Origin of the sequence: Paenibacillus sp. NPDC058177, from assembly GCF_042883835.1 — a bacterium.
Taxonomy (GTDB): Bacteria; Bacillota; Bacilli; order Paenibacillales; family Paenibacillaceae; genus Paenibacillus_AQ; species Paenibacillus_AQ agri.
This window is the reverse complement of the sequence record NZ_JBHVVB010000001.1, coordinates 1,150,687-1,173,975: the sequence shown is the minus strand read 5'-3', so window position 1 is coordinate 1,173,975 and position 23,289 is coordinate 1,150,687. Positions and strand designations below refer to the sequence as shown.

The 23,289-nt window shown below is 44.5% G+C and carries 22 protein-coding genes; 11 read left to right on the top strand and 11 right to left on the bottom strand.

What is annotated here, in order from left to right:
- Positions 1-48: 48 nt before the first annotated feature.
- The 3 genes from ACFVU8_RS05620 to ACFVU8_RS05610 are packed head-to-tail and all read right to left on the bottom strand — an operon-like array spanning position 49 to position 3,730.
- The gene (locus ACFVU8_RS05620; protein ID WP_387427206.1) at positions 49-1,185 is read right to left on the bottom strand and encodes a Ger(x)C family spore germination protein; all 1,137 of its coding nucleotides are present in this window, start codon (positions 1,183-1,185) and stop codon (positions 49-51) included.
- A gap of 5 nt (positions 1,186-1,190) precedes the next feature.
- Entirely contained in the window at positions 1,191-2,639 is a 1,449-nt protein-coding gene (locus tag ACFVU8_RS05615) for a spore germination protein (protein ID WP_387426180.1), read from the bottom strand.
- Positions 2,636-3,730 (bottom strand): GerAB/ArcD/ProY family transporter, encoded by a 1,095-nt coding sequence (locus ACFVU8_RS05610; protein ID WP_387426179.1) that lies wholly within the window; start codon positions 3,728-3,730, stop codon positions 2,636-2,638. The genes ACFVU8_RS05615 and ACFVU8_RS05610 overlap by 4 nt, the downstream gene beginning before the upstream one ends.
- A 236-nt stretch (positions 3,731-3,966) precedes the next feature.
- On the opposite strand from ACFVU8_RS05610, the gene ACFVU8_RS05605 reads away from it, so the two are divergent.
- The gene (locus ACFVU8_RS05605) at positions 3,967-4,980 is read left to right on the top strand and encodes an aldo/keto reductase (RefSeq protein WP_387426178.1); all 1,014 of its coding nucleotides are present in this window, start codon (positions 3,967-3,969) and stop codon (positions 4,978-4,980) included.
- 122 nt (positions 4,981-5,102) lie between these two features.
- On the opposite strand, the gene ACFVU8_RS05600 is transcribed toward ACFVU8_RS05605, so the two are convergent.
- From ACFVU8_RS05600 to ACFVU8_RS05585, 4 genes are all read right to left on the bottom strand, one after another.
- Positions 5,103-5,990, bottom strand: coding sequence for a DMT family transporter (locus tag ACFVU8_RS05600; RefSeq protein WP_387426177.1), 888 nt, complete (start codon positions 5,988-5,990; stop codon positions 5,103-5,105).
- A gap of 151 nt (positions 5,991-6,141) precedes the next feature.
- Positions 6,142-6,870, bottom strand: a complete 729-nt coding sequence (locus ACFVU8_RS05595; RefSeq protein ID WP_387426176.1) for a helix-turn-helix transcriptional regulator — start codon at positions 6,868-6,870, stop codon at positions 6,142-6,144.
- 54 nt (positions 6,871-6,924) lie between these two features.
- The gene (shc, locus tag ACFVU8_RS05590; protein ID WP_387426175.1) at positions 6,925-8,817 is read right to left on the bottom strand and encodes a squalene--hopene cyclase; all 1,893 of its coding nucleotides are present in this window, start codon (positions 8,815-8,817) and stop codon (positions 6,925-6,927) included.
- A gap of 233 nt (positions 8,818-9,050) precedes the next feature.
- On the bottom strand, positions 9,051-9,494 hold the full coding sequence (locus tag ACFVU8_RS05585) for an OsmC family protein (RefSeq protein WP_379466874.1): 444 nt from the start codon (positions 9,492-9,494) through the stop codon (positions 9,051-9,053).
- A gap of 591 nt (positions 9,495-10,085) precedes the next feature.
- On the opposite strand from ACFVU8_RS05585, the gene ACFVU8_RS05580 reads away from it, so the two are divergent.
- From ACFVU8_RS05580 to ACFVU8_RS05555, 6 genes are all read left to right on the top strand, one after another.
- Positions 10,086-11,018, top strand: a complete 933-nt coding sequence (locus ACFVU8_RS05580; protein WP_387426174.1) for a bifunctional helix-turn-helix transcriptional regulator/GNAT family N-acetyltransferase — start codon at positions 10,086-10,088, stop codon at positions 11,016-11,018.
- 122 nt (positions 11,019-11,140) lie between these two features.
- A complete protein-coding gene (locus ACFVU8_RS05575) occupies positions 11,141-12,262 on the top strand; it encodes an NAD(P)/FAD-dependent oxidoreductase (protein ID WP_387426173.1) in 1,122 nt (373 codons plus the stop codon).
- Positions 12,263-12,427: 165 nt separating this feature from the next.
- The gene (locus ACFVU8_RS05570) at positions 12,428-13,633 is read left to right on the top strand and encodes a GerAB/ArcD/ProY family transporter (protein ID WP_387426172.1); all 1,206 of its coding nucleotides are present in this window, start codon (positions 12,428-12,430) and stop codon (positions 13,631-13,633) included.
- Between the two features lie 36 nt (positions 13,634-13,669).
- On the top strand, positions 13,670-15,205 hold the full coding sequence (locus ACFVU8_RS05565) for a spore germination protein (protein ID WP_387426170.1): 1,536 nt from the start codon (positions 13,670-13,672) through the stop codon (positions 15,203-15,205).
- On the top strand, positions 15,202-16,371 hold the full coding sequence (locus tag ACFVU8_RS05560; RefSeq protein WP_387426169.1) for a Ger(x)C family spore germination protein: 1,170 nt from the start codon (positions 15,202-15,204) through the stop codon (positions 16,369-16,371). Before ACFVU8_RS05565 ends, ACFVU8_RS05560 begins: the two co-directional genes overlap by 4 nt.
- A gap of 88 nt (positions 16,372-16,459) precedes the next feature.
- A complete protein-coding gene (locus ACFVU8_RS05555) occupies positions 16,460-17,026 on the top strand; it encodes a GNAT family N-acetyltransferase (RefSeq protein ID WP_387426168.1) in 567 nt (188 codons plus the stop codon).
- Here the strand turns inward: ACFVU8_RS05555 and ACFVU8_RS05550 are convergent.
- Positions 17,021-17,449, bottom strand: a complete 429-nt coding sequence (locus ACFVU8_RS05550; protein ID WP_175371052.1) for a MarR family winged helix-turn-helix transcriptional regulator — start codon at positions 17,447-17,449, stop codon at positions 17,021-17,023. The two genes, ACFVU8_RS05555 and ACFVU8_RS05550, sit on opposite strands and share 6 nt — an antisense overlap.
- 310 nt (positions 17,450-17,759) lie before the next feature.
- On the opposite strand from ACFVU8_RS05550, the gene ACFVU8_RS05545 reads away from it, so the two are divergent.
- Complete coding sequence (locus ACFVU8_RS05545) at positions 17,760-18,665, top strand: NAD(P)/FAD-dependent oxidoreductase (protein WP_387426166.1); 906 nt, start codon at positions 17,760-17,762, stop codon at positions 18,663-18,665.
- A 148-nt stretch (positions 18,666-18,813) separates the two neighbouring features.
- Here the strand turns inward: ACFVU8_RS05545 and ACFVU8_RS05540 are convergent, their stop codons facing one another.
- Positions 18,814-19,845, bottom strand: coding sequence for an alpha/beta fold hydrolase (locus ACFVU8_RS05540; RefSeq protein ID WP_387427205.1), 1,032 nt, complete (start codon positions 19,843-19,845; stop codon positions 18,814-18,816).
- 494 nt (positions 19,846-20,339) lie between these two features.
- On the opposite strand from ACFVU8_RS05540, the gene ACFVU8_RS05535 reads away from it, so the two are divergent.
- Positions 20,340-20,732: a hypothetical protein gene (locus tag ACFVU8_RS05535; protein WP_387426164.1), complete on the top strand. Its 393-nt coding sequence runs from the start codon at positions 20,340-20,342 to the stop codon at positions 20,730-20,732.
- A 513-nt stretch (positions 20,733-21,245) separates the two neighbouring features.
- Positions 21,246-21,383 carry a hypothetical protein gene (locus tag ACFVU8_RS05530; RefSeq protein ID WP_387426163.1) on the top strand — a complete coding sequence of 46 codons (138 nt, stop codon included), beginning with the start codon at positions 21,246-21,248 and terminating at the stop codon, positions 21,381-21,383.
- Positions 21,384-21,516: 133 nt separating this feature from the next.
- Here ACFVU8_RS05530 and ACFVU8_RS05525 read toward each other — a convergent pair whose 3' ends face one another.
- A complete protein-coding gene (locus ACFVU8_RS05525; RefSeq protein WP_379466885.1) occupies positions 21,517-21,969 on the bottom strand; it encodes a hypothetical protein in 453 nt (150 codons plus the stop codon).
- A 308-nt stretch (positions 21,970-22,277) separates the two neighbouring features.
- Here ACFVU8_RS05525 and ACFVU8_RS05520 point away from each other — a divergent pair, with 308 nt between their 5' ends.
- A complete protein-coding gene (locus tag ACFVU8_RS05520) occupies positions 22,278-22,664 on the top strand; it encodes a hypothetical protein (protein ID WP_379466886.1) in 387 nt (128 codons plus the stop codon).
- 32 nt (positions 22,665-22,696) lie between these two features.
- Here ACFVU8_RS05520 and ACFVU8_RS05515 read toward each other — a convergent pair whose 3' ends face one another.
- Entirely contained in the window at positions 22,697-23,209 is a 513-nt protein-coding gene (locus tag ACFVU8_RS05515; RefSeq protein WP_387426161.1) for a GNAT family N-acetyltransferase, read from the bottom strand.
- Positions 23,210-23,289 lie beyond the last annotated feature (80 nt).

Genomic DNA, 23,289 nt, shown 5'->3' with positions numbered 1-23,289 from the left:
AAAAGAAACGCACCCGGTCCAATGATCTGATGCGTTTCTTTGTGTAGATTACTTCATTTTAGAAATACCACCGCTAATCAGGTTCACTTTGATATCGATCTTGTCAATACTGTTCGAATCGAGTGGTAATTGCCCCTTATCATTTAACTTGTTCCACTCCTTCACATTGTCACGATAGAATATGTTGGATAGTCCATATACATCGGCACCGATTTCTAAACCTTTGGTGTAAGTCTTCATAATTTGCTCATTAATCTCTTCTATAGCTTTCAGTTCAAGCTTTTTCTTACTTAGATTTGTGCTGATCTCGGGAAGAGTGGCCTGCATAGACACTTTTATCTCGAAGACAGGTTTGCCATTCTTTAGCTTGGGACGTATGGAGTGTTTAATTTTGTTCATGACCAACAAAGCGAGTACGTCGTTTTGTTCATCCTTGATAACCAGGGGCGTTCTTTCCGTATTTTTTTCAAGCCATCTATTCCCTAAAATATCGTTATTCTTCAAGCAGCCCCGAAATTGCTGGTTCTGCAAAAAACAAATTCCCTTCATGCTAATATTGGGTGAGGACTCTTTGTTATTCGTCCAGGACGGTATAATTTCCAGATAAGGTAACTGAACCGTCTCAGCTTTTTCTTTCCACTTCCAAATAAACTTGTAGAGATACACCGGAGCGATGACGGAACTCTGTTCATACGTTCGCATAGGACTGTTAAGCTGGGAGTAGATCACCGATAAATCGGCGATTGACGTCGTACTCAGCACTTTATCCATGGAATCGCTAGTCCCCATGGTCCAAACGGTATAACGAAATTCATAGTATCGGTCCCACACTTCCAATACCTGGTTAACAACATCTCTCTCCTTTAGCGCTGCTTCACTAAAAACGATCGTCTTCACATTACTCCAGATAATTCTTTGCGGGCTGGTAGCATACAAATTGAAAATCGCAGTATCAAAGGATTCCCCGTCAGCTTTTCCTATGAATGTTTTCTGTTCCTGGGCTTGACCCGCTTCTTTCTTGGCGATACCACTAAAGTTAACCATCTGGATATAAACAACGACCTTGTTATCTACATAATCGACTCCGAGTGTATTCACATAAATCATGTGCTCAATTTCCTTTGCTCCCCAACAACCTGTAAGGAGTGTGGAAAGCAGTGCAGTAATAAGAATGCATCGGATCATTTTCATTATCGTTCTCGTCCTTTAATCCCCGTATTGTCAGTTAATCTTCTCTTCCCCCACGGCATTCTGAAAATAACCTTATACCATTCCTTAAACTTCGGCGGGGATAAAGGAGAAAGATAGTAGGTCCCGAAAGAACGTAAATTGACCAAAAAGAGGATCAGTACAAGCAGACAGATCATCGTGCCAAATAACCCAAGAAACCCGCTAATGATGAGTACGGCAATTCGAAACAAGCTAACAACGCTAACTAGTGACTGATTTACTAATGTAAAGGTGGCAAGTACTGAAATGGCTATAACCACAATAGTACCTGGACCTGCAATTCCAGCAGAAATGGCCGCCTGACCAATAATTAGACCGCCCACCACCGACAAAGTCTGGCCAAAAGCGGAAGGCAATCGCATGCCCGCTTCCCGGAAGGTTTCAAACAAAATAAGCATGACAATGGCCTCTAAAGGAGCGGGAAGAGGCACTCCCTGTCTCGAGTTGACTAAGGTTGCAAGCAATGTAAAAGGGATTTGATCCTGGTGAAACGTAGTGATTGCGATCCAAAAACCCGGTAAAAATAAGGAAAACAACACTCCGAATACTCTTAATAACCTCGAAAAAGCAACAAAGACATTCACCATGTGTGCATCTTCCGAAGAATTCAACAAAAAGTTAAAGGTCACCGGCGCCATGATTACTGTAGGTGAACCATTAGTTAAAAGTACAAATTTACCATGAAGAAGCGAATTCGCTGCGTAGTCAGGTCTTCCTGTGTAAGAGAATAATGGAAATAGCGAAAATCTGGTCAGGCTCTCTTCAAGCTGGGTACTGCTAATCAGTCCTTTAACTTGAACATTAGCCAGCTTTGTCTGTATTAAATGTAAAACATGAGGCTTGATCGTGTCCTTGAGATATAAGAGATGAACTTTAGTAGCGGTTTTGGTTCCAATGGTGAATTCTTCAACCGCTAATAATTCGGTTTGGAGTCTTTTTCGAATAAGGGCAATATTGGTAAAGGATTCTTCTGTAAATCCATCTTTCGGCCCCCTGGTGGATACTTCCGTATTTGGCTCTTCAGGCTGACGTTTAGGTGGATCAGCTAATTTCACAGTGTATAACTGATTCGAAGGTGTAAATATCAGAAGAAGATCGCCGCCTAGCACGGTTTCTTTTATCGATTGTTGGATCCCATCCATTGGCAGGGCAGTCATATGAAACGGAACCTTTTGCTGAAGACCAAGCTCATCCGAGGAAAGGATAGGTTCCGGGATATCTTTTAATGCGGGTATGATGGATTGCTCCACTTTGACTACATCACACAATCCCTGACAATAAACGAGTTGTACGGCGTAAGCTGAATTAGACAAAGAGAGATTTATTCTCAAGATATCTGAACTTGTCCCAAATAATGTTGTAACTATATCCTCGATTCTTTGGGAATCCTTTTGCGCTTGCTCCATCATGATGTTGCTTTCCCCTTTCGATGAGCCAGGCTAATCAACCCGGCAATAACTACAGAAAAAATCAACACCCCCCATAAAGAAAAGGGAAGTACATAGGAAGATAACAATTTCAGAAAAAAACGATCACTAAAAGGGATAGTTGTGAACACTACAATCGTTAAAAAAATGCATCCAAGTATCCACATCTTCATTTTTCTGCTTTGAATTCGGAATATGTCGAGAATAAGGAACATGGTCAGCGAAATTCTCAGAAAAGCACCGCTGAACCATTGGTAAACACTAAAAAAGTCCAAATGCTCAATGTAACTGCCAATTGTTAATAATCTCCATTCTTCATATGCAGGAAATCTGAGTTTCCCTGCCTCATCCGGACCGAATTCAACAATGGCTCCAATAATCGGTCCCATGGTGAGACCCAAAATAAGCAGGGTCATGATCAGAAATGAAATATAGGAGAGCCGAGATTTGATGTGATGCTGCATAAATACGAGCATGATAATCTCAACAAAACCTGCTCCAACGTAGAGAGTTCCGTTCCAGACGGGTTGTATGCCATGCTCAAGTATAGGTTTTAACAAGGAATAATCTTTATGGGTTGTGTTAGAGAACATTATAAAAAAGCCCAATATAACAACAAAAGGCAATAAAATACTGGCGGTATTAGCGAGGGAATGAATGCCTAAATAAGCATTTATAGCAGAAATAATAAGCAAGATGAAAGTAAGTACGAGTATGGGGGTCTCTGGGGAGAACGTGAGATGCACCCAATATACGGTGTCCCTAGTTGTAAGCATGCATATCACAAACAAATATACGCTAGCGAACACTGCAAGAATACGGCCGACGATGGGGTGATACGCTTTTCCCAACCATTCGAAAAGATGCTGTTTCTTAATTTTGGTACTGCCAATGTGCAGAATAAAAATCCAGACTAGTGCACATGCGCCTGCCAACAGCACCGAGATCCATGCGTCCCGTTTTGCTGCATCCAGTAGAATAGGAATGATGATGACATGATTTAGAAGGCCGGTGCTCAGCATAATAATCATGGTGGATTGAATAAACGAAATATTTGTTTTTATTTTCATCATCCTCCTAAATAAACCGGCTCATCTTTACCTTATAGTGTCATTCTTTTCAATGAAATATTCTGTTAAGTCATCAAGAAATGGAATACTGGATTACTTTTTGGTGCCTATGGTACTTATAAGTGCGTAATTTTCTTTTTACTTTATATGCATCATAATGAGTCTTGTCAGAGGATGAAACACTGCTTGTTCAGGAGTGAACGGGTATTTTCTCTAAATTTAACAACTCAGGAGGGTTTATGAATATAAGAACTGTGCTGCAAGGTAAGATTGGATTTGGGAGTGCTCCACTAGGTAATATGTTCCGTAACATTCCGGAAGAAGAAGCCATGGCGACAGTAGATGCTGCCTGGGAGCAGGGAATTCGTTATTTTGATACAGCACCATTCTACGGAGCTGGGCTGGCGGAAATTCGACTTGGGGAAGCATTGTCCACCCGCCGTCGTGAGGACTATTTGTTAAGTACCAAAGTGGGCCGCTTGATTATGGACGAGCTGGAGGATCCGGTTGCTCGTGACTTGGGAGAGAAGGGTGGATTGTTTGAATTCGGTCGTAAGAACAAGTTGGTCAACGACTATAGCGCAGATGCGACTCTACGCTCTATTGAGCAGAGCCTTAATCGGCTGAAGACGGATCATTTGGATATCGTCTATGTTCATGATATCGCCCAGGATTTTTATGGTGATGAATGGCTAGCCCAATTTGAAATCGCTCGTACTGGAGCGTTTCGTGTGTTGACACGTTTACGTGAAGAGGGCGTGATCAAGTCTTGGGGACTTGGCGTGAACCGCGTAGAGCCGATTGAGATCGCTTTGGAATTGGAAGAAGCACAGCCAGATGTATGCTTGCTAGCAGGTCGCTATACATTGTTAGATCATGAACGGGCGTTGCAACGTGTGATGAACGACGCCGCCAAGAAGAACGTCAATATTATTGTTGGTGGCCCGTATAGTTCGGGTATTCTGGCAGGAGGTACTCACTTTGAGTACCAAGAAGCATCGCCGGAGATCATTTCTAAGGTCGAGCGAATTAAAAATATTGCGCAGCGGCATCAGATCAGCATTAAAGCTGCTGCCCTGCAATTTTCTCTGGCTCATCCGTCAGTGGCTGCCGTAATCCCCGGGGCCAGCCGTCCTGAACGGATTGCTGAGGATCAGGCTGCGCTGAACGAAGTGATCCCGAATGCATTTTGGCTAGAATTGCGTGAACAGAAGCTGGTAACCCATGACGCACCGCTTCCGATCAATAACTAAAGTGATGGTTTGAAGGCGTTGCGAGAAGCCTTTATGAAATAAGCAATACAACACACAAAAAAACCGTAGTCATTGCACTTCTTGTGCAGAAGCTACGGTTTTTTCACTGTGGGACGCTTGGTTCAGTTCTTTCGAGGTTTAACTTTTGTCAATAGCTTAATGTTGCCTGATAAGAATAGCCCAATCACTACAACGACAGTTGCTACGATATCGAAGGAGGTCACTTGTTCATGGAGAACAACCGCTGCGAGAATGAAGCCGAAGATGGGCGTCATAAACAACCAGTTGTTAGCTCTTACAGGATCTTGCTTCAGCAGGAAGAACCACAGCAGCATGGTCCCTATCGAGATGACGAAGACCAACCATATCAGCGAGCCAAGGAGATGCATATCTGGTTTGAAGAAAAAGGTATCCTTTTCGAGAAAATAGGCAATGGGCAGTGATACGATAGCGCCGATACATAACTGCCACGTGTTGATAACAATGCTGGGCAAGTCCAGATTGACCTTTTTGAAATATACACTTCCTACTGCCATCGAAAGCATCCCAATTCCTAAAATGATTAACCCGCTTATGCTAGCCTCGCCACCTGCGATAGACGGCCAGGTCGCTATTAACAATCCGATAGCTGCGACTAACATCCCTAGCCATTCTTTTATCGAAATGCCTCGCTTCAGCCAAAGATGGGAGAGGAAGGCAACGAGAAAAGGATTCGTGGCCACGAATAAATTAAACAAGCCCGCGGACACATAGGTTAGCGCCCAGAAGGTCGCACCCAAGTAAATCGTTGTATTCAAGAGGCCTAGCGCGATTAGTGGTAGCCATTGCCGGGGCTTCGGCCAGGGGAATCTCCTGTTCAATCCATACACATACAGAAAAAGCAGCAGTCCGGCCGAAAGAAAGCGAAACGTGGCCAATGCCAGAGGTGTTGTAGATTCCAACCCGAACTTCGTGGCTATGGCCGCAGAAGACCATAACAATGTGAATAATAAACCCAATGCTGTCGACATGATTCTGCTCCTTCAAATGAAATGCCCAAAAACCGCGATTCACAGGCAATCACAGTTATAAGGGGAACTTACCGTGTACTTGTACGGGCCAAGTTCATATTCATTTTACAAGCTCAGGGATAGGCTCTTTTGTCTGAATTCCAGGTTGATTTTACTCCGTGCCAGATGTGGCATGCTGTTTGCGGTATTGGCTCGGGGTTATCTGTTCAAATTGCTGGAACAAACGCGTTAAGGAGGATTGATGCTCCAAGCCGACTTGTAGGGCAACCTGCAGCATAGAGTAGTTGGTCTCGCGCAGTAATTGCTTTGCTTTATGCAACCTGATTTTTTGCAAATAACTGGACGGCGTTGACCCTGTTTCTCTAAAAAACCAGTCTGAATAATATGACCGGTTGTAATGCTCCAGCTCCGCCAACTGCTGCACCGATATATTCTCGTGATAATGCTCATGAATATACTGGATGGATTTGGGCTGCCGCTGGCTGATTAAATTATGCGAAATATACGGAAACAGCTCCTTAAGTGCAGAGGGAGAGGCCGATTCTTGGTTCAATTCATTCAGGATGAGATACCGGATGCCTTTCCACTTGTTGTTTAACGCGTATGTGGTGCCTTTATGGTCCAGCCTGCTGGATGGAATCATCACATCTGGAATATCCAACACCAGAAACTCATTGCGTACATTAGAATGAAAAGAATGATCACATTTAGGAGGGACGTAAAATAATAGCTCGTCACCGAGCACATGATTTTCAGCGCCTGCCTCAATAGCCATTTCACCTTGCAGTGGCATTATTAATTGCGCATAGGGGTGGGAGTGTGTCACCCGAGAGGCGGTATAGGTTCGTCGTTCTGCTATAAGTTCTCTATGGATGTTCATGGTAAGTTCCCCCTCGACAGTTCAACAACGTAATTCTACGATGAATTCATTGATCTAGCAATCCCCGTATTTCTTTCTGTAATGACTCAGCGCGAGCAGCGGCCAGATATAGCGGTAGCTATGATAGTGGATGTAAAAGTTGCCCGGGAGGCCAGCGCCTGTTGGATAGGTAGTCTTCCAATTGTCTTCATGCATGGACGCAATAAGCCTGCGGATGCCTTGATCTATAGCAGGTGTTGGTTTTGGCTGCGTGGCGATCAGAGCATCTAGAGCCCAGGCGGTTTGGGAGGGGGTGCTTTCTCCTAAAGGCACATAATGGAGCAGCCGGTCGCTATGGCAGGATTCTCCCCATCCACCGTCCGGGTTCTGGATGCTTAGGAGCCACTGTGCTCCTTTTTGCACGGAATCATGATCTGCCGGCACTCCGACAGCCATCAAACCGGTTAATGCAGCCCATGTTCCATAGATATAACAAACACCCCATCTTCCGTACCATGAACCATCCTTCTCCTGATTGCGGATCAACCATTTACTTCCCCGCTTAATGAACTCATACCGCATATCTAGCCCAGCAAATTTCCCGAGATACTCTAAGGTACGACCTGTAAGGTCCGCCTCGGAGGGATCTGTGGCAGCCGATTTGGCACCGTCGATGGCGAGCCATGTGAGCATTTCTTTGTTGGTGTTCTTTTCAAAAGCAGGCCAGCCGCCGTCTTTATTCTGCATGGACAGTACCCAATTCAGTCCGCGATTCCAAGACTCCTGGTACGGCCCGGATGTTCTCGACAAGCTATGAATCGCCCGTAATGCCGCTGTCGTGTCATCCACATCCGGATTGATCGTATTGGACTCGGAAAATCCCCATCCTCCCGGTTCTATGTTGTCATTATGGATGCTCCAATCTCCCCGTTTATGATGCTGTCTGGGCAGCAAATAGGATGCAGCTTGCGTAATCGCTTTGTGCTCACCGCCTATTCGGGACTCTTGCAAAGCGTAGGCAATTAGAGCGGTATCCCACACGGTGGAGGGGGAGTTTTGGATCGTTGTTTTGCCTGGGGAACGGTATTGCATCGCTGTAAGTCCTTTAATGGCTTCTGTAATCAGAGGGTGTTGTTGATCGTATTTCAGGGCCAGCAGGGCAAACACCATCAGAATTGTACTGGTAGCGTAGCTGTAAAGGGTGCCGTCAGATTCGATGCGCTGGAGCATGAACTGTTCTGCCTTGGTCCTGGCGGCTTCATGGATAGAGCGGGGTGTGCCAATAAGTCTGCTTAGACCGGAATGAATGTCTTTCTGCATTTCCTGATATTCGCGTGAAATTGGCTCCTCAGCATCTACTCGTGTATCCATTAGGTCTGACAGGTCGGGAGCATCGGCAGTTGTAATCGAGAAGCGCCGGTCGGCCATGATCAGCATAGGGGTGAGATGAACTCTTGAATAGCCGGAGAACTCATAATAATTAAAAGGAAAATAATTAGGGAACATCAGCACTTCCAGTGGAATGAGGGAGACCGACAAGGGCCATTTGCTTTGGCCGGTAGCAGCAAGGATGGCTTTGGTCAAAATGCTGGTGACTTTTCCAAGACCACCTTTAGACTGAATATAACGTTTGGCTCGCTGGATGGGCTCGTCTGTGATTTTGCTATATCCGGAATAGAGCAGGGCGTAGTAAGCTTCGACAGTTGCGGATAAATTCCCATCCTCTTCATCAGGGTACAATCTCCAGAAACCGCCTGGCTGCTGCTCGTTAAGAATACGGTCATACAGCTGCCGGATCAGCTCCTCATTCTGCACATTCAATATCCGAAACAGAATAATGACATAGGCATCGATGACGATCCCGTTCTCAAAACAATAATGCCACGAGCCGTCTTGCCGCTGCTGCTGTAACAGGAATGCGGTTAACTGATCAATTTCCTTATCTATCGAATTAAGTATATCGCTCATTCATGGGTACCTCCGAAGGCCGTAATTAGTAGCATGATATGTAATTATATGATGAAGGAATGATGGAGATGATTGAGTCAACTTTGTTGCAGCAGCCTGTGGCAGAGCCAATAAGAGTTTTGTTAGAGCGGATCATGTAATCCTGAATAAAAGTTATAGGGCTGCAAAGTTGCCGGGTAGCAACTCTACAGCCCTATTCGTAGTTTAAATTAGATTCCGTTTATTAATTTCAATTATTCAATTACGATGCGGTTCAGCTTGAGATTCACTGGAGCGGCAAGGCTGTCTCCCACAGGGCATTTGCTCTCTAGAAATTGCACGAATTGCTCGATCCTTTCGGCAGGCGATGAGGACTTTATGTAGAAGGTGTATCGAATATCGGAGTAGCCAGGCCGGACTTCAGATCGGTTGAAAAATCCATCGAGATCCAGATCACCTTCAACCTCGACTCTGAAATCTTCCAGCTCTACTTCAAACTTGGGAGCATAGACCCGGGCTACAATGGATTGGCAAGCGCCTAATGAGGCAAGCAAGGCCTCGACTGGATTCATTCCGGTATCCGTACCTCCAAGGCTTTGAGGTTCGTCGATGATGAGTTCGAATTGTCTTGCTTTTGTAACGACTCTGACGCCGTCTTGCAAATGGGCAGTAGCTTTGAACGTTTGAACATTTGGCATGAGGCAGGCTCCTTTTTCTGGACAATCCATAATGTGATGGGATGATTCGCGATGTTTAAATCCTAGTAATATACTTTGATTAATTTAGATTATAATTCTATTGCTTACAATCTGTCAATCTTTGAGAGATTAGCACCTGGTTAAGGCCGCATTCAAAACAAGCTATTTAAACAGTTAGGGTTTACTTATGGGGGCTAACGGACCGTAAAGCCGTTATATTCATTAGAAGTTGCTCTTGGAACATGTAGTGGACTCAGGAGACGCTATTTCCCCCCAAACAGCGGATTTTTAACAGGATTTAGGCCAATAGCGTCCCTGGAGTCCGTTATCTTTTCTGAATGTTGAATGAAGAGGCAATAAGGACTCTGGAGTCCGTTACTTGACGGAGAAGTACGGATCTTGAGATAGATTCGAAACCACCCCAAAGAATACTGAAAATCAAAATTTTTAGACACCGGTGAAAGATGAATACGTTACATTTTTCAGTTGACTATATCACGTATATAGTTGACTATGACATATTAATAATTGACTATGTCAAATAAATTGCTTAAACTATGTTCGTACAACAAGTTTGGGAGGATTTTAAACATGAATTCTGTAGACACATCAGTTGTCCCTATCGTCAGAAGATTCAATCGCTTCTATACGAATATTCTTGGGTTACTAGATCAACACCTATTGAATAGTGAGTTTTCGCTGTCAGAAGCGCGGGTACTTTATGAAATCCAGAACACAGAAAACTGCACCGCTAAAATGCTCATTGACCAGCTAAAGCTTGATGCCGGATATTTAAGCCGGATTTTAAAACGATTTGAAAAGCAAGGAATCTCCTATCGGATTAAGTCCAAGGATGATGGCCGATCTTATCATCTTTTCTTGACAGATCAAGGGAAGGATATTTTCTCAAGATTGGATACCATGTCTGAGGAACAGGTTCGCCAATTGGTTAACAACTTACCGGAACAACACCAAAGAAGTATTGGTAAACATATGATGGCGATTGAAAATGTTCTGTCGGACAATTCGCATAAAGTCCAGAATGTTCACATTCGATCTGATTTGAAGCCTGGGGATATAGGCTATTTGATCCACTTGCATGGCTGGGTTTATGCGAAAGAATGCGGCTATAATCATGTGTTTGAAGGATATGTCTGCAAAACCTTCTACGAATTTTTTGAAAAATACAGCCCTGATAAGGATCGATTCTGGTTTGCAGAAGTGGGTGGCGAAATCGTCGGCGCTATTGCGATAGTGGGTCATTCGTCTGAAAAAGCGCAACTAAGATGGTTTATTATACATCCTGAATTTAGAGGAATAGGCCTTGGAAGAACATTACTTCAGGAAGCACTAGATTATTGTAAAGAAAGAAAATATCAAACCGTATTTCTGGAAACAACAGAAGATCAGACGAAGGCGATACAAATGTATCAAAATGTAGGCTTCAAAAAAACTGCAGAACGTGAAGATCATTCCTGGGGTGTGAGTCACACTGAGGAGGTCTACGAGCTTAGTCTGATATAAAAAAGTGTGAACAAATGGAATTCTCAACCACTGCTCTGAAGAACTAATTCAGGTCAGTGGTATTTTTGTAATATAAAATTTTCGCTATAATAGGTAAAGGGCTTGAGGAAAGGAATGTTATTGTGAAGAAAGTTATCGTCATTGGATCAGGAATTCTAGGGGCTTCGACTGCCTATCAGTTAGCAAAAATGGGTGCAGAGGTCCTTATCATAGATCGTCAGGATAGCGGACAGGCTACCGATGCCGCTGCGGGCATAATCTGTCCATGGCTCTCTCAGCGGCGTAATCAGGCGTGGTACCAGTTGGCAAAGTCCGGCGCACGCTTTTACCCCGGGTTGATTGAGGAACTCTTGAACGAAGGGGAAACCGATACTGGTTATGCCCAAGTAGGTGCGCTTAGTATTCATCATGATCTGGAGAAAATCGGGAAGATGGAAGAGCGGGCACAGATTCGCAAAATAGAGGCACCTGAGATCGGTGAAATTACCCGGCTTGATGAAAAAGAAACCCATACGTTATTTCCACTACTTGGAGAAGGATATCATTCTGTTCAAATTAGTGGAGGCGCCCGTGTCGATGGCCGTGCGCTTCGAGACGCGCTGCTTCGATCCGCGCAAAGGAACGGGGCAGTCCTTGTAAATGGGGATGCCGAACTGCAATTTCAAGCAAACCGTGTAATAGGGGCTACTGTCGGAGAGCAAAGCTTTCCGGCCGACGAGGTTATAGTCTGTGCAGGGGCATGGGCCCCTCAGCTGCTGCAACCTTTGGGGATTCAGTTCGAGGTTCGTTTTCAAAAAGCACAAATTATGCATCTACAGGTCGAGGACCGTCAAGATGCAGGGAACTGGCCGGTAATCATGCCGCCATCAGACCAATACTTGCTCGCTTTTGATGGGCAGAAGATTGTGATTGGCGCAACTCATGAGAATGAGGTGGAAGGCTACGATACAAGGATAACCCCAGGGGGGATGCAGGAAATTCTGAATAAAGGGTTAGAACTGGCCCCTGGCTTAGCCAATAGTACGTTTCAGGAGGTACGAGTGGGCTTCCGCCCGTTCACACCGGGTTTTCTTCCTGTGATGGGTCCTATTCCAGGCTGGGAAGGGCTTATAGCAGCCAACGGGCTAGGATCTTCGGGGTTAACGATGGGACCCTTTATTGGCAGCCAACTGGCGAAGATGGCACTGGGATTGGATCTGGATATTGATATCCTTGATTATGATATTGGCAAAGCTTTGAGTTAAGAATGACTTAAAACCGCTACCTAATTTTACGAGAGCCTCTTTATCTGTACGATGTACGGGTAAGGAGGTTCTTTCTGTTGCATCCGATGTGAACATAATATATGCATGTAAACCCAAAACAAGGTAATAATACAGTTGTTATCGGTAACAAATGGAGGACTCAATTTGAAACTTACCCGAACTCAACTGATGTGGCTCATCTTTTGCATAAATGTCGGACTTCCGATCTACCTGTCCGGGACAATGAAGGTCACGAAGCAGGACGCCTGGTTCAGCGTGATTCTGGCGGGCGTTGCAGGCTTTATCGTGCTGGCTCTGGCTGTCCGCAACGCTAAATATTTCCCGGGGCAGACCTTTATAGAATTCACTCAGGAAGTACTCGGCAAATGGGTGGGGCGGTTTTGGGTGCTTCCTTATCTGGCCTTTTGGATGATTTCACTAGGGAATATCCTGCGTTCCGTCGTTGATTTTATAATCATGGCTTTATTCAAGGAAACGCCGCTTACGGCTGTAGTTATTGTCTTGTTCGTCGTTGTTGCCTTTGCTGTAGCCACGAATGGAATCAACACGATCGCCCGCTGTGCTGAACTGATGGGACCACTTATTGTGTTGATGTTTTTGTGTATTTATATCCTGAATTTGAGCAACCTCGATTTCACATTCCTTCTCCCCATTGCTGCCGATACGAGTCCATTAAACATGGCAAGAGGTACCTTCACGATGATGGAGATGTACGGGGACTCTTATCTGCTTGTATTGGTCTATGGGTTCTTGAACAAACAGAAAGGGGTCACTCCGAAGATTTATGTCGGATTTACACTTGCTGTCGGCTTAATGGTCCTTACAACGACCTTTATCCTGTTAACCTTTGGACCGGGATTGGCCGCTAAAATGCAATATCCGCTCTACGAATTGGTCCGCTATATTGAAGTCGGCGAATTTCTGCAGCGGATTGAGGTAATAATGATCGCGCTATGGGTCTGTAGCGCATTCATTAAGCTTGGGTTTTATTTATTTTGCCTCAGTTACGGGACTGCTCAGTGGCTTGGGATAAAGAAATGGAAGCTACTCATTATCCCCATTTCAGTACTTGCCGTATGGGCAGCGGGTCTTACGTCCAGTCTACTAACAACCCGAGCGCTTCTCCTGAGGTACATCGATCCGGTGATGATTCCGCTACTTTACTTGATCCTTCCGGTAATCCTCTGGATCTTGATTCTGCTTCACAGACGAAAGAAACAACAAGCGCAATCTGGAGTAGTTCCAAGAATTCCCAAGGTGAGCCTGGGGTGGAGATGGTCCGGGGTTACACTCCTGATCCTTATGCTAAGCATGTATTACTATACGTACATTCGTTATTTCAAAGTCTAGCCACATGAATAAATCAGGATAAAGCGAGGGATGGTCTTGAGTAACCTGCCACGAAACCCGTCACGGTCAGATCAAACTCCATACCGCGAGCCGCATTCTATCCATTTGACGGAAGACCTGGATCAGACTGAACATGCCATACGGGATATTTTTGAGGACTGCACGGACGTTATATTCAGACACCTTGAGTTTGAGGGACCCTCCCGGCTCCTCTTCGTCTATCTTCAGGGATTTACCGATCCCCATTTATTGAATCTCGATATTATTAAGCCCTTGAGTGCGCTTCCTGGTAACGAACCCTTTACTGCTAACATCCTCAGAGCTTTCGTATCTTCGATCTCTGAACCCATCACTGATGTCAATCAGGTGGCGGCCGAGATTGCCTGCGGTGCCATTGTTTGCTTCAGTCAAGGGGAAGCAGCGGCGTACAGTATGGAAATCAGCCAGCCTCCCAAGCGAAGTATTGAGGAGCCAAGCAATGAGGTCGTGGTTCGGGGACCCCGGGAGGGATTCATCGAGGATTTAAACACCAATATTACAATGCTTCGCAGAGCACTGCCCAATCCATCGCTTAAAACAGAGGCTTTTCGAGTGGGTGAGAACGCCAAACGGAAAATTGTCATAGCCTACCTTAAGCATATAGCGCCTGTTGATATCGTCAATGAAGTCAGAGAACGGATTAAGAATATTAAGGCCGACCAGGTATCGAATTATATGGAAGAGTTCATTGAAGAGTCCGCGTTCACTTTGTTTCCACAGATCCAGAACACAGAGCGGCCAGACATCGTGAGCTCCAGTCTGCTGGAGGGGAAGGTGGCCATCCTTATTGATGGCAATCCGTTCGTATTGATTCTGCCGATGACGCTTTTATCTGGTCTTCAAGCAGCGGATGATTATTACGAACGGTTCATCTATACATCGGCGATTCGGGTGGTCCGGCTAATCTTGTTTCTCATCTCCATTTATCTGCCGTCCCTGTACATTTCGATCACCTCCTATCATCCCCAAATGCTGCCGACCAACCTGCTCTTGAGCATATTGACCGCACGTGAAGGGATTCCTCTGCCCGTTGTGTTCGAGGTTCTTATTATGGAATTTATGTTCGAAGGACTTAGAGAAGCGGGTCTCAGACTTCCGAAGCAGATTGGCTCCGCTGTCAGCATTGTAGGGGCGTTGGTCATTGGACAAGCCGCTGTTCAAGCTGGAATTGTATCGGCTCCTATGGTAATCGTTGTAGCGGCTACCGGGATTTCGTCGTTTGCGGCTCCACGTTACAATGTCGGTACAGCTGCGCGCATGCTGCGTTTTCCGATGCTGATTTTCGCTGCGTTGTTCGGCCTGTTCGGAATTATTATGGGATCGATCCTCTTGATTGTTCATCTGACGAACCTGTCTTCATATGGTACACCATATCTGAGTCCACTCGTCGACAGGGAGGGCCAGTCCCTGCGTGATACCTTCATTCGCGCTCCACGCTGGATGATGCATCGCAGGCCGCGCCCGGCTGTGCAGAAATCACCTCCAATGTCCGGCACACCACGATCAAATCCGCGTGAGGAGAGGAATTCATGAGATGGATGCTTCATAGGCTGCTTCCCTTGGTTGTCATCTCGTGCCTGCTCACCAGCTGCTGGGATCGGGTGGAGCTTAATGACCGTGCAGTGATTCTTGGATGGGGGATGGACAAAGAGAAGGATGGGCAATATTTGGCCAGTGCGATGATTTTCATCCCACAATCGAATAACAACAACAGTGATGGGAATTTAGCTTCCCTGAGCAAGCATTTTGAGGTATTTACTGGAAAAGGCAGATCCATTATGGAGGCAGCGAATCAGATCCAGCCCAAGCTGTCACGTACCATCTTTGCCGGTAACCGTCGAATGATTGTCATTGGTGAGAGTATGGCCAGAGACGGGCTGTCCAATATTTTGGACGAATATAGCCGGAATAAAGATGTTCGCCTTAGAACGGATATGGTCATTGTAGAGAAGGGGACCGCCTTAAGTTTACTGGAAATGGTGTATCCGCTCGAGGACTCTCCGGCGACGGGAGCTCTGAAAATACATGAAAATACAGGCGGTCTGGCGGACAAAGCCATGGTCTATTTTCTGCAAGCCATTAATGATCCCGGCAAAAGCCCTACACTTCCGCAACTCTCCTTGTCCAGCAAGGAGCAATCGCATAAACAGGAAATGCAAATGACAGGTATTGCGGTCTTTGATAACAACCTGAAAATGAAATATAAACTGAATGTTGATGAGACCCATTCCTTTTTTTGGCTCACTAAAAAAATCAATAAATTCAGTATCACAGTCCCCATCAAAGAAAAAGGGGTGATCAATGTGGATATGCACCGACTGTCAAGCAAAATTGCCGTGAAACTGGTTCAGGGAAAACCGCAATTTGAAGTGAAGCTTAAAGGTGATGTTATGATCGTAGAGAACGAAACTGCGCTGCATCTAGATCAAATGGAGGATTTCAAGAAGGTCAAAGAAGCGCTTGATCTGAAATGCAAAACAGATATGGAAGCATTCCTCAACCATATTCAGCAAGAGAAGACGGATGTCGTTGGATTCAACGGTTATATTCACCGCAAATACCCTCGTACCTGGCACAAGATGGAGCCTACCTGGGGCCCTGATTTTGCCCGTGCATCTATTAAAGTCCAGGCGAATATGACTCTAAGGCAAATCGGACTTACTGGAACCTCTATCGAAAATGAGGAGGACCCGGACTAGAAGCAGGGCTATTGTATAAAAGTTCATTGATGATGTACCTTATACCGCCTAGAATAAACCTACATCAATGCGGGAAAGATTGAGCACAATGATTATTTTGGAATCGGAAAGACTAATGCTTCGTAAATTTGAGGCAAGTGATTGGAGGGATTTGCATGAGTACCTGTCTCAAGAAAATGTATTAAAGTATGAGCCCGATACCGCAAGGAATGAAGAAGAGTGCAAATTAATGGCGGCAGAGCGCTCGCAGGGGAATGCTTTTGTGGCTGTCTGCTTAAAAAATACGAATAAAATGATCGGTCATATTTATTTTGCGCAGAGAGAGCCGAAGCCCTTTTTAACATGGGTGATTGGATATATCTTCAACCCTGAATTTCACGGTAAAGGTTATGCCACAGAAGCTTGTCAAGCTGTATTGAAATATGGTTTTGAAGAATTAGGAGCACACCGGATCATGGCTTTATGTAACCCTGACAACGCACCGTCCTGGAGATTATTAGAGCGTCTGTCGATGCGTCGAGAGGGGCACTTCAAGAAAGAAGCTTTTTTCAGAAAAACAGAAAGTGGGGAGCCCATTTGGCATGATGCGTATCAATATTCAATCCTGAACGAAGAATGGAATATTGATACATATAAACAATGGATCTTTTTATAGATTTTCATTGACTTTCTTCAACAAAGCTTTGAAGGTCTGCCGCTCATCCTCAGAGAGGGATTGAATGATTTCTGCCTCTACCTGTTGAAAAGACTGCTCGAAGGCTTCGATTAGTGCAACGCCTTTGGGTAGCACATAAATATTCTTTTGACGCTCGTTATGGGCAGGGATTTTACGTTCGATGTATCCCTTTTTTTCAAGACCTTGAAGCATGCTGGTGATGCTCGCACCGCGTACGTGGAAACGATCGGAAAGATCCTTTTGAATCAGACCCTTGTCTTGATGTTCATAAATATAGCCAATCATCTTTCCTTGCTGAGAATTTAACCCCAGCTCTTTGATGCTTTCATCTGCTCGTTTCTTTATTTTCAGTGAGATAAGCTGCAGCAAATCCAAGTAGAGTGTGTCTTGCTTGGTATCCATTAAGGCGTCCTCCTTTGGCTCTTAAATGATTATATTTCTAATTGTCAGTAATTGAACTATATAAGGATTTTCTAGGGTTTGTCAACAAACGCTGCTAACAGATGCCATCAACAGACGCCAATTAGAAAGCTTCTTGACAGATAGATTGAATTAAAGCTATCATAGACACATTAGATCTGTAATTGAATTGATGAGTTATCGCTTAATATGCACTGCCCTTACGATTGTGAAGGTAGTGCTTAATGCTAATCAATTATAGATATAAAATATCTTTATAATATCTAATTTATCTTATGGAGGTTTTAAACTTATGCATATCTATGATTGTGCCATTGTCGGCGGTGGACCGGCAGGATTAAATGCTGCGCTGGTACTAGGCAGAGCTAGAAAAAGTGTGGTGCTTCTCGACAATAGCCAGCCCAGAAACGGCGTGACACACGCCTCTCACGGATACCTTACACAGGATGGGGTTACGCCTGCCGAGTTTCGTCGTATAGCCTATGAAGAAGTGCTGCGTTACCCATCTGTCCAGCATTTGCCGGCTGAGGTGAGTGATATTCGCAGGACGGATGCTGGTTTTTCTCTATCTACCTCGGCGGGTGAGCCAGTGCTGGCCCGCAAGCTGATTTTGGCTGCCGGGCTGAAAGAGGAGCTTCCAGAAATCGAGGGGCTTCAAGACTTTTACGGAAAAAGCCTATTCAACTGTCCATTCTGCGACGGATGGGAACTACGGGATCAGCCGCTTGTTGTCGTCTCGGACAATCCTGCCGTATTCCATAAGGTTAAACTAGTCATGGGCTACAGCCAGGACATCGTGGTGTGTACGAACGGCTACGATATTCTGAATACCGAACAGCGGGAGAAGCTTGCTTCCAGAGGGATATCCATCGTGGACACACCTGTCGCATCCTTTTCCGGTCAAAATGGCTTGCTGGAGCGGGTACATTTCACAGATGGCACCTCTGTAGAGCGGAGTGGAGGATTTATTGATCCCAAGCTGCTGCCCAATGCCCGATTTAATGAAGCACTGGATTATCAAATAACAGAGAACGACACGGTTATAACCGACGAAATGGGCCGGACCACCGCAACCGGAGTATACGCAGCCGGGGACTCGTCCTATGTGATGCCTTCTCAATTAATTTACGCTGCAGCCTCCGGCAGTAAAGCTGCGGTGGCTGTTGTAGCGGATCTGATGGAAGAGGATTGGGAGTAGACGCAGTACAGCGAATGTATTTGCTGATCATCTCTTCCCTAGCAACTTTTTCCGAACGTTAAAAAAAGCTCCTCAAGGTTCGATTGAACCCATGAGGAGCCTTTTTTGTATTTTAAGCCTTCATTTATGGCAAATGCATTATATGAATTCATTGTGCGAATGTATCGATCATCCATTGCGAGAATTTATCTTTTTCTTCAAATTGAGGGTAATGAGCGGATTGATCGTATTGTATAAGTTCCTTATGAGGTGCCTCTAACTTTTCCAAATAATTATTGGCTGAATTCGCAGTAGTCATATAGTCGTATTTCCCCATAATAAAGTACACAGGTAAATCTAGTTTGGTGACTAGAGTTGGTAGAGGTTTATCCATAGCTGGCTTTAATAAAGTATCCTGTGAGTAAAATAATCCGCGATAAAAACGGATGATATCCAGTAAGTTATACTCCGGTCCGAACAGGAAACCGTCCCTTATGTCGGTAGCTTCGTCGATCAGTCTTGCTGCCCCGCCATATTTCCGGAGATAATCTCGTGGAGCTAACTGCTCGCCACTCTGGATTTTATCGGTTAACCCTTGCAAATGCTGGACATCGGTTGTATTGCCGCTTGATTTAGCTTGATCGATCATGTAATTCAAGGCATCCAGTTCACTCTCTACGGTATCTGCCATCTGACCAATGCCTATGTAGGCTTCATATTTTTCTGGAGCTTGATGGGCTGCCTGTGTAGCAATATAGGTACCAAACGAATGCCCCATCAGAATAACCTTCTTCTTATCCAAACGATCACTTATGTAATCTGTCAAAACCAGCAAATCCTTCACTAATAGATCACTCGTGAGATTCGAGTAGTCTTCTCCAAAGTGATACGATTTCCCGGTGGCCCGCTCGTCATAATGAACGATCGTGAAATGCTTTTCTAATTCATCCTGGTATTTGGTCACGTAAGGGATTTCCGGAACGCCGGGACCGCCATGTACAAAAATGACAACAGGGTTGTTCTTGTCCTGACCACGGATCATCAATTCATGACCGATGCCGTTAATTTCGACTTGCTTGAGTTCGCTTATGCTGTTTTCTCCTTTTATTGCGGGTGTCCATGTTGGGAAGATCAACCATATCCCTACAAGTAAAATAATTGCGAGTCCGAGATAGAGCAGAATTCGTCTGACTTTTTTAATAATCTCATCTCCTTTGTCTAGTGTTGAAGAATAATATAGTATGTCAAGAATATTTATCCAAAACAATGATGACCTTTTATATGTTTCAGCAGCTCTATATTATATATGTAGAAAATATCAATAAAGTAATATACACATAAGAACCAGGAACCCTTATAAATGCTAGTGTTATAGGGGCTCTTAGTTCTTTTTTATATGAAAAGATCACAAAAAGATCACATTTCTTGCAATAATAGGTCATCTAATATCTTGCTGAAGTGTGTTCTGATACCTGGAACAAAGTTAGCATTCATACGCTCTTCGGAGTGCCTATGAGAAACTCGGAATTCCGCGTAAGATCTACAATTACAAGGCGAAAGCGGTGCAGGCGTGATGCAGATAGATCCCTTCTTTAATGATATCTCGTGGGACATTATCACGGACGACAGTGGCAAGGTGATTGGAGCAGTCAACTTGACTCACCCATCCTCGCCGCCGAGGAGGACACAACCGAAATGGGCTTCAACTACTACATCACGCCCGATGAATACAAAAGGGCGGAAGCAAACGGCGTCAAGTGCGGGACGTTGGAATGGCGTGTGAGAGAAGCTGGTTGGGAAAAAGAGCGGGCCATCACTACGCCTCCAAGAGCCTTAACCGATCGTAGCCAATGGAGATCTATTGCTGAACAGAACGGCATTTCAAAAGAAATATTCATTAACCGGTGTGCTAAAGGATGGTCGCCTGAACAAGCAGCAACAGAACCGTGGATGACCAGAGGTCGGAGAGTCGCCTGGATGAAGAAGAACAGACCTGCGAAAAGGAAGTATTCCGATGAGCTGCTCCAGTGCGCAGCTAGTAATGGTGTTTCAAAGGACATCTTCTATAAGCGCGTTTCTCTTGGATGAAGCATTGATCGAGCTGCGTCTGAGCCGCTTGTATCCAATAAGGAGAAAGGCCGCGGGGGACTAGCATCCACCAAGCGGCAACATGGGGATATTAATGCACTTATATTCTTGAAAAGGAAAAAACCCCTCCGAAAGGAAGGGTGATCCTTACCTACGGAAGGGTTACATCGATCCCGTACATCGCAGCAACGATCAATAAAATCGTTACGATGATGCGCGGGGCAATGATGAGCTTAAAGTTTTTGTACTCCAAGTTCATATTTTCTCGCTCATTTCAAGATGGATCCAATTAGAGGTCACCACCCGTATCCATGGGTCTCTTATTGGCGCAGAGGTAAAGTGTTACGTGTTCTCTGCTAGGGTTCAACGCCGAAGCGGAACCGAAGTGCAACAGACCAATGGATCTGTTGCACTTCATCTTGAGGTAGCAGTTAAATATTACCACGAAAATAGTAGTTTGATAATTGGGAACTTTCGTTCTTATCTAAATGATTCATAGATTGAGGCGACATCATGCACGAACTAGACATATCGCTCGGTAAGCACCGCGGGGATACCAACTGGAAGCCGGAATACTGGACGTGGGATGAGTTCGTGGAACGGCTGCGGAAGGTCCGGCGGAGGCGGAGACGAGGATATCCTTCCAACTAAGTTGGAAGCCGGTTTGGATAGCTCCAGGTGAGGAGCAGCGACCGACAGTGCTGCAGTGATTAGGCCTGACGTGGGTCAGATGGATTCTAGTCCTTGGCCGAATTGACCCTAGCAGCCAAGCCACTATACAAGGCTAATCACAGTATGCAGAAGCATTGAAACTCTCTGGACCAATTCTATTAACTCCACCACCAAGTATCGCGTCATTATTTACTCTAATGAAAAGTGAATATACCAATTCATCATCAGTAGGTGTGGGGTTGTAGTCAGATCCGATCAAGTAAACATTGTAGAAGTTAGAAATATTCAAAGCATTAGCGTTAAAAAAAATTCTGTTTGAAGCAACTATAGTATCAGTAGATTCAGTACCTCTGACAGCGAATATCTCAAATGTATAGAATGTTGCACTGTAAAACGCAAAAAATGAAGCGGTTCCTTCCAATTGCACTCTAATGGTTCCGTCATACCCTGTTGTTATTAGTCCAACTTGACCAATTAACGTAGCTTCATTCATAGGAATTGGAATATTGATACTGTTAAAAAAGCTGGCATTTTGTGAAGTTCGCGCATCAAGTAATCGTGTCATAAAACATACCCCCAATAGTTTTTAAGATATAATATGCAGCTACTCAAACGAGTTCGTCCGCAATTTGGAAGTCATTTTATAGATTAATAGTTGCTTATGCCAGAAAGAGACTACGACAGTAACTTTATCAAGCTAACTGAGCTGATTGAAGCCCGATTTCCTTCAACAAAGATTGTCCGGACATGGAATGGGGTCATTATGAATTCCGGGATATTGAAGTTTATATCTATGATCTGCACGAGATTACAGGCAAAACTGAGGTGGAAGAGGGTTAATCACTCTTTTCCTTATAAAGTAGCTGATAAGCAATGTGTGGTCAAGAACAGGGACTCTATAACAAATATCAGATCATCAACCGGGAGACTAGCCAGGAGGCAGAGGGACAATACTTTGTGCTTAATCCGGCCAAAGACCCGGCAGCACGGGCAGCACTGATGGCCTATGCAGATGCTACAGATAACCAACAGTTGGCGATGGACATTACATTTTGGGTGTCCAATCTACCAGAATTTGCGAAATGCGACTGGTGTGATGCTGACGTTAAGGACGAGACAGAATTGAGTCACCCGCATATGTTCGATCCAGCAATCGACCACCGGATGTGCCGAAACTGCTGGGACCATGATCGCGAGGTATACAAGGGATCTTACGGTGAGGATATTGGAGAGTTCAAGCCTATTAAGAGAGAGGGTTAACCATCCTCTACCTAAACTATAAATAAGCTAAATCACTTATAAAAGTAAGAAGGATGGTCTAGACCGGTTGGCTCATAAAATTCTTCATGAGAGTAAGTAAATCCCAACTTCTTTAACAAATTTTTAGAAGTAATATTCTGTGGATTGTGACCAGCAAATAAGTTATCAGCTTTTAAAATTTCAAAGGCATATTTTATTACGGCATTTGCGGCTTCTGAAGCATAGCCACAACCCCAAAAATCATTTTTAAGATGTATTCCAATCTCATATATATTTTTTCTTAGTTCGTACGGGCGTAGGCCACAACAACCAATAAATCCCTCAGATTCGAGATTAAACAGAGGCCAATACTGTACTTGAAATTCTTTCTGCATACTAATTTCCTTGAACAACCTATCTGCAACTTGTTCTTTAGAAAATACTCCGTTAACAGAGATATATCTTGTGACTGTTGGATCACCCCAAAGGGAATAGGCTAATTCTGAGTCACTATATTCCCAATGCGAAAAACCTAAACGAGCAGTGGTTAAAAAATAATTTTTCATTTTTGTTAGGCCTTCTTCCTAGGACTTATGTTATTTAAGGATAACATTATAGGTTAACTTGCACTGCAATATTTTACTTT

Bases quoted from the DNA above. Each gene is read 5' to 3' on its own strand.
- ACFVU8_RS05620 (WP_387427206.1), bottom strand. From the start codon at position 1,185: ATGATCCGATGCATTCTTATTACTGCACTGCTTTCCACACTCCTTACA.
- ACFVU8_RS05615 (WP_387426180.1), bottom strand. From the start codon at position 2,639: ATGATGGAGCAAGCGCAAAAGGATTCCCAAAGAATCGAGGATATAGTT.
- ACFVU8_RS05610 (WP_387426179.1), bottom strand. From the start codon at position 3,730: ATGATGAAAATAAAAACAAATATTTCGTTTATTCAATCCACCATGATT.
- ACFVU8_RS05605 (WP_387426178.1), top strand. From the start codon at position 3,967: ATGAATATAAGAACTGTGCTGCAAGGTAAGATTGGATTTGGGAGTGCT.
- ACFVU8_RS05600 (WP_387426177.1), bottom strand. From the start codon at position 5,990: ATGTCGACAGCATTGGGTTTATTATTCACATTGTTATGGTCTTCTGCG.
- ACFVU8_RS05595 (WP_387426176.1), bottom strand. From the start codon at position 6,870: ATGAACATCCATAGAGAACTTATAGCAGAACGACGAACCTATACCGCC.
- shc (WP_387426175.1), bottom strand. From the start codon at position 8,817: ATGAGCGATATACTTAATTCGATAGATAAGGAAATTGATCAGTTAACC.
- ACFVU8_RS05585 (WP_379466874.1), bottom strand. From the start codon at position 9,494: ATGCCAAATGTTCAAACGTTCAAAGCTACTGCCCATTTGCAAGACGGC.
- ACFVU8_RS05580 (WP_387426174.1), top strand. From the start codon at position 10,086: ATGAATTCTGTAGACACATCAGTTGTCCCTATCGTCAGAAGATTCAAT.
- ACFVU8_RS05560 (WP_387426169.1), top strand. From the start codon at position 15,202: ATGAGATGGATGCTTCATAGGCTGCTTCCCTTGGTTGTCATCTCGTGC.
- ACFVU8_RS05555 (WP_387426168.1), top strand. From the start codon at position 16,460: ATGATTATTTTGGAATCGGAAAGACTAATGCTTCGTAAATTTGAGGCA.
- ACFVU8_RS05550 (WP_175371052.1), bottom strand. From the start codon at position 17,449: ATGGATACCAAGCAAGACACACTCTACTTGGATTTGCTGCAGCTTATC.
- ACFVU8_RS05545 (WP_387426166.1), top strand. From the start codon at position 17,760: ATGCATATCTATGATTGTGCCATTGTCGGCGGTGGACCGGCAGGATTA.
- ACFVU8_RS05535 (WP_387426164.1), top strand. From the start codon at position 20,340: ATGGGCTTCAACTACTACATCACGCCCGATGAATACAAAAGGGCGGAA.
- ACFVU8_RS05530 (WP_387426163.1), top strand. From the start codon at position 21,246: ATGCACGAACTAGACATATCGCTCGGTAAGCACCGCGGGGATACCAAC.
- ACFVU8_RS05525 (WP_379466885.1), bottom strand. From the start codon at position 21,969: ATGACACGATTACTTGATGCGCGAACTTCACAAAATGCCAGCTTTTTT.
- ACFVU8_RS05520 (WP_379466886.1), top strand. From the start codon at position 22,278: ATGTGTGGTCAAGAACAGGGACTCTATAACAAATATCAGATCATCAAC.
- ACFVU8_RS05515 (WP_387426161.1), bottom strand. From the start codon at position 23,209: ATGAAAAATTATTTTTTAACCACTGCTCGTTTAGGTTTTTCGCATTGG.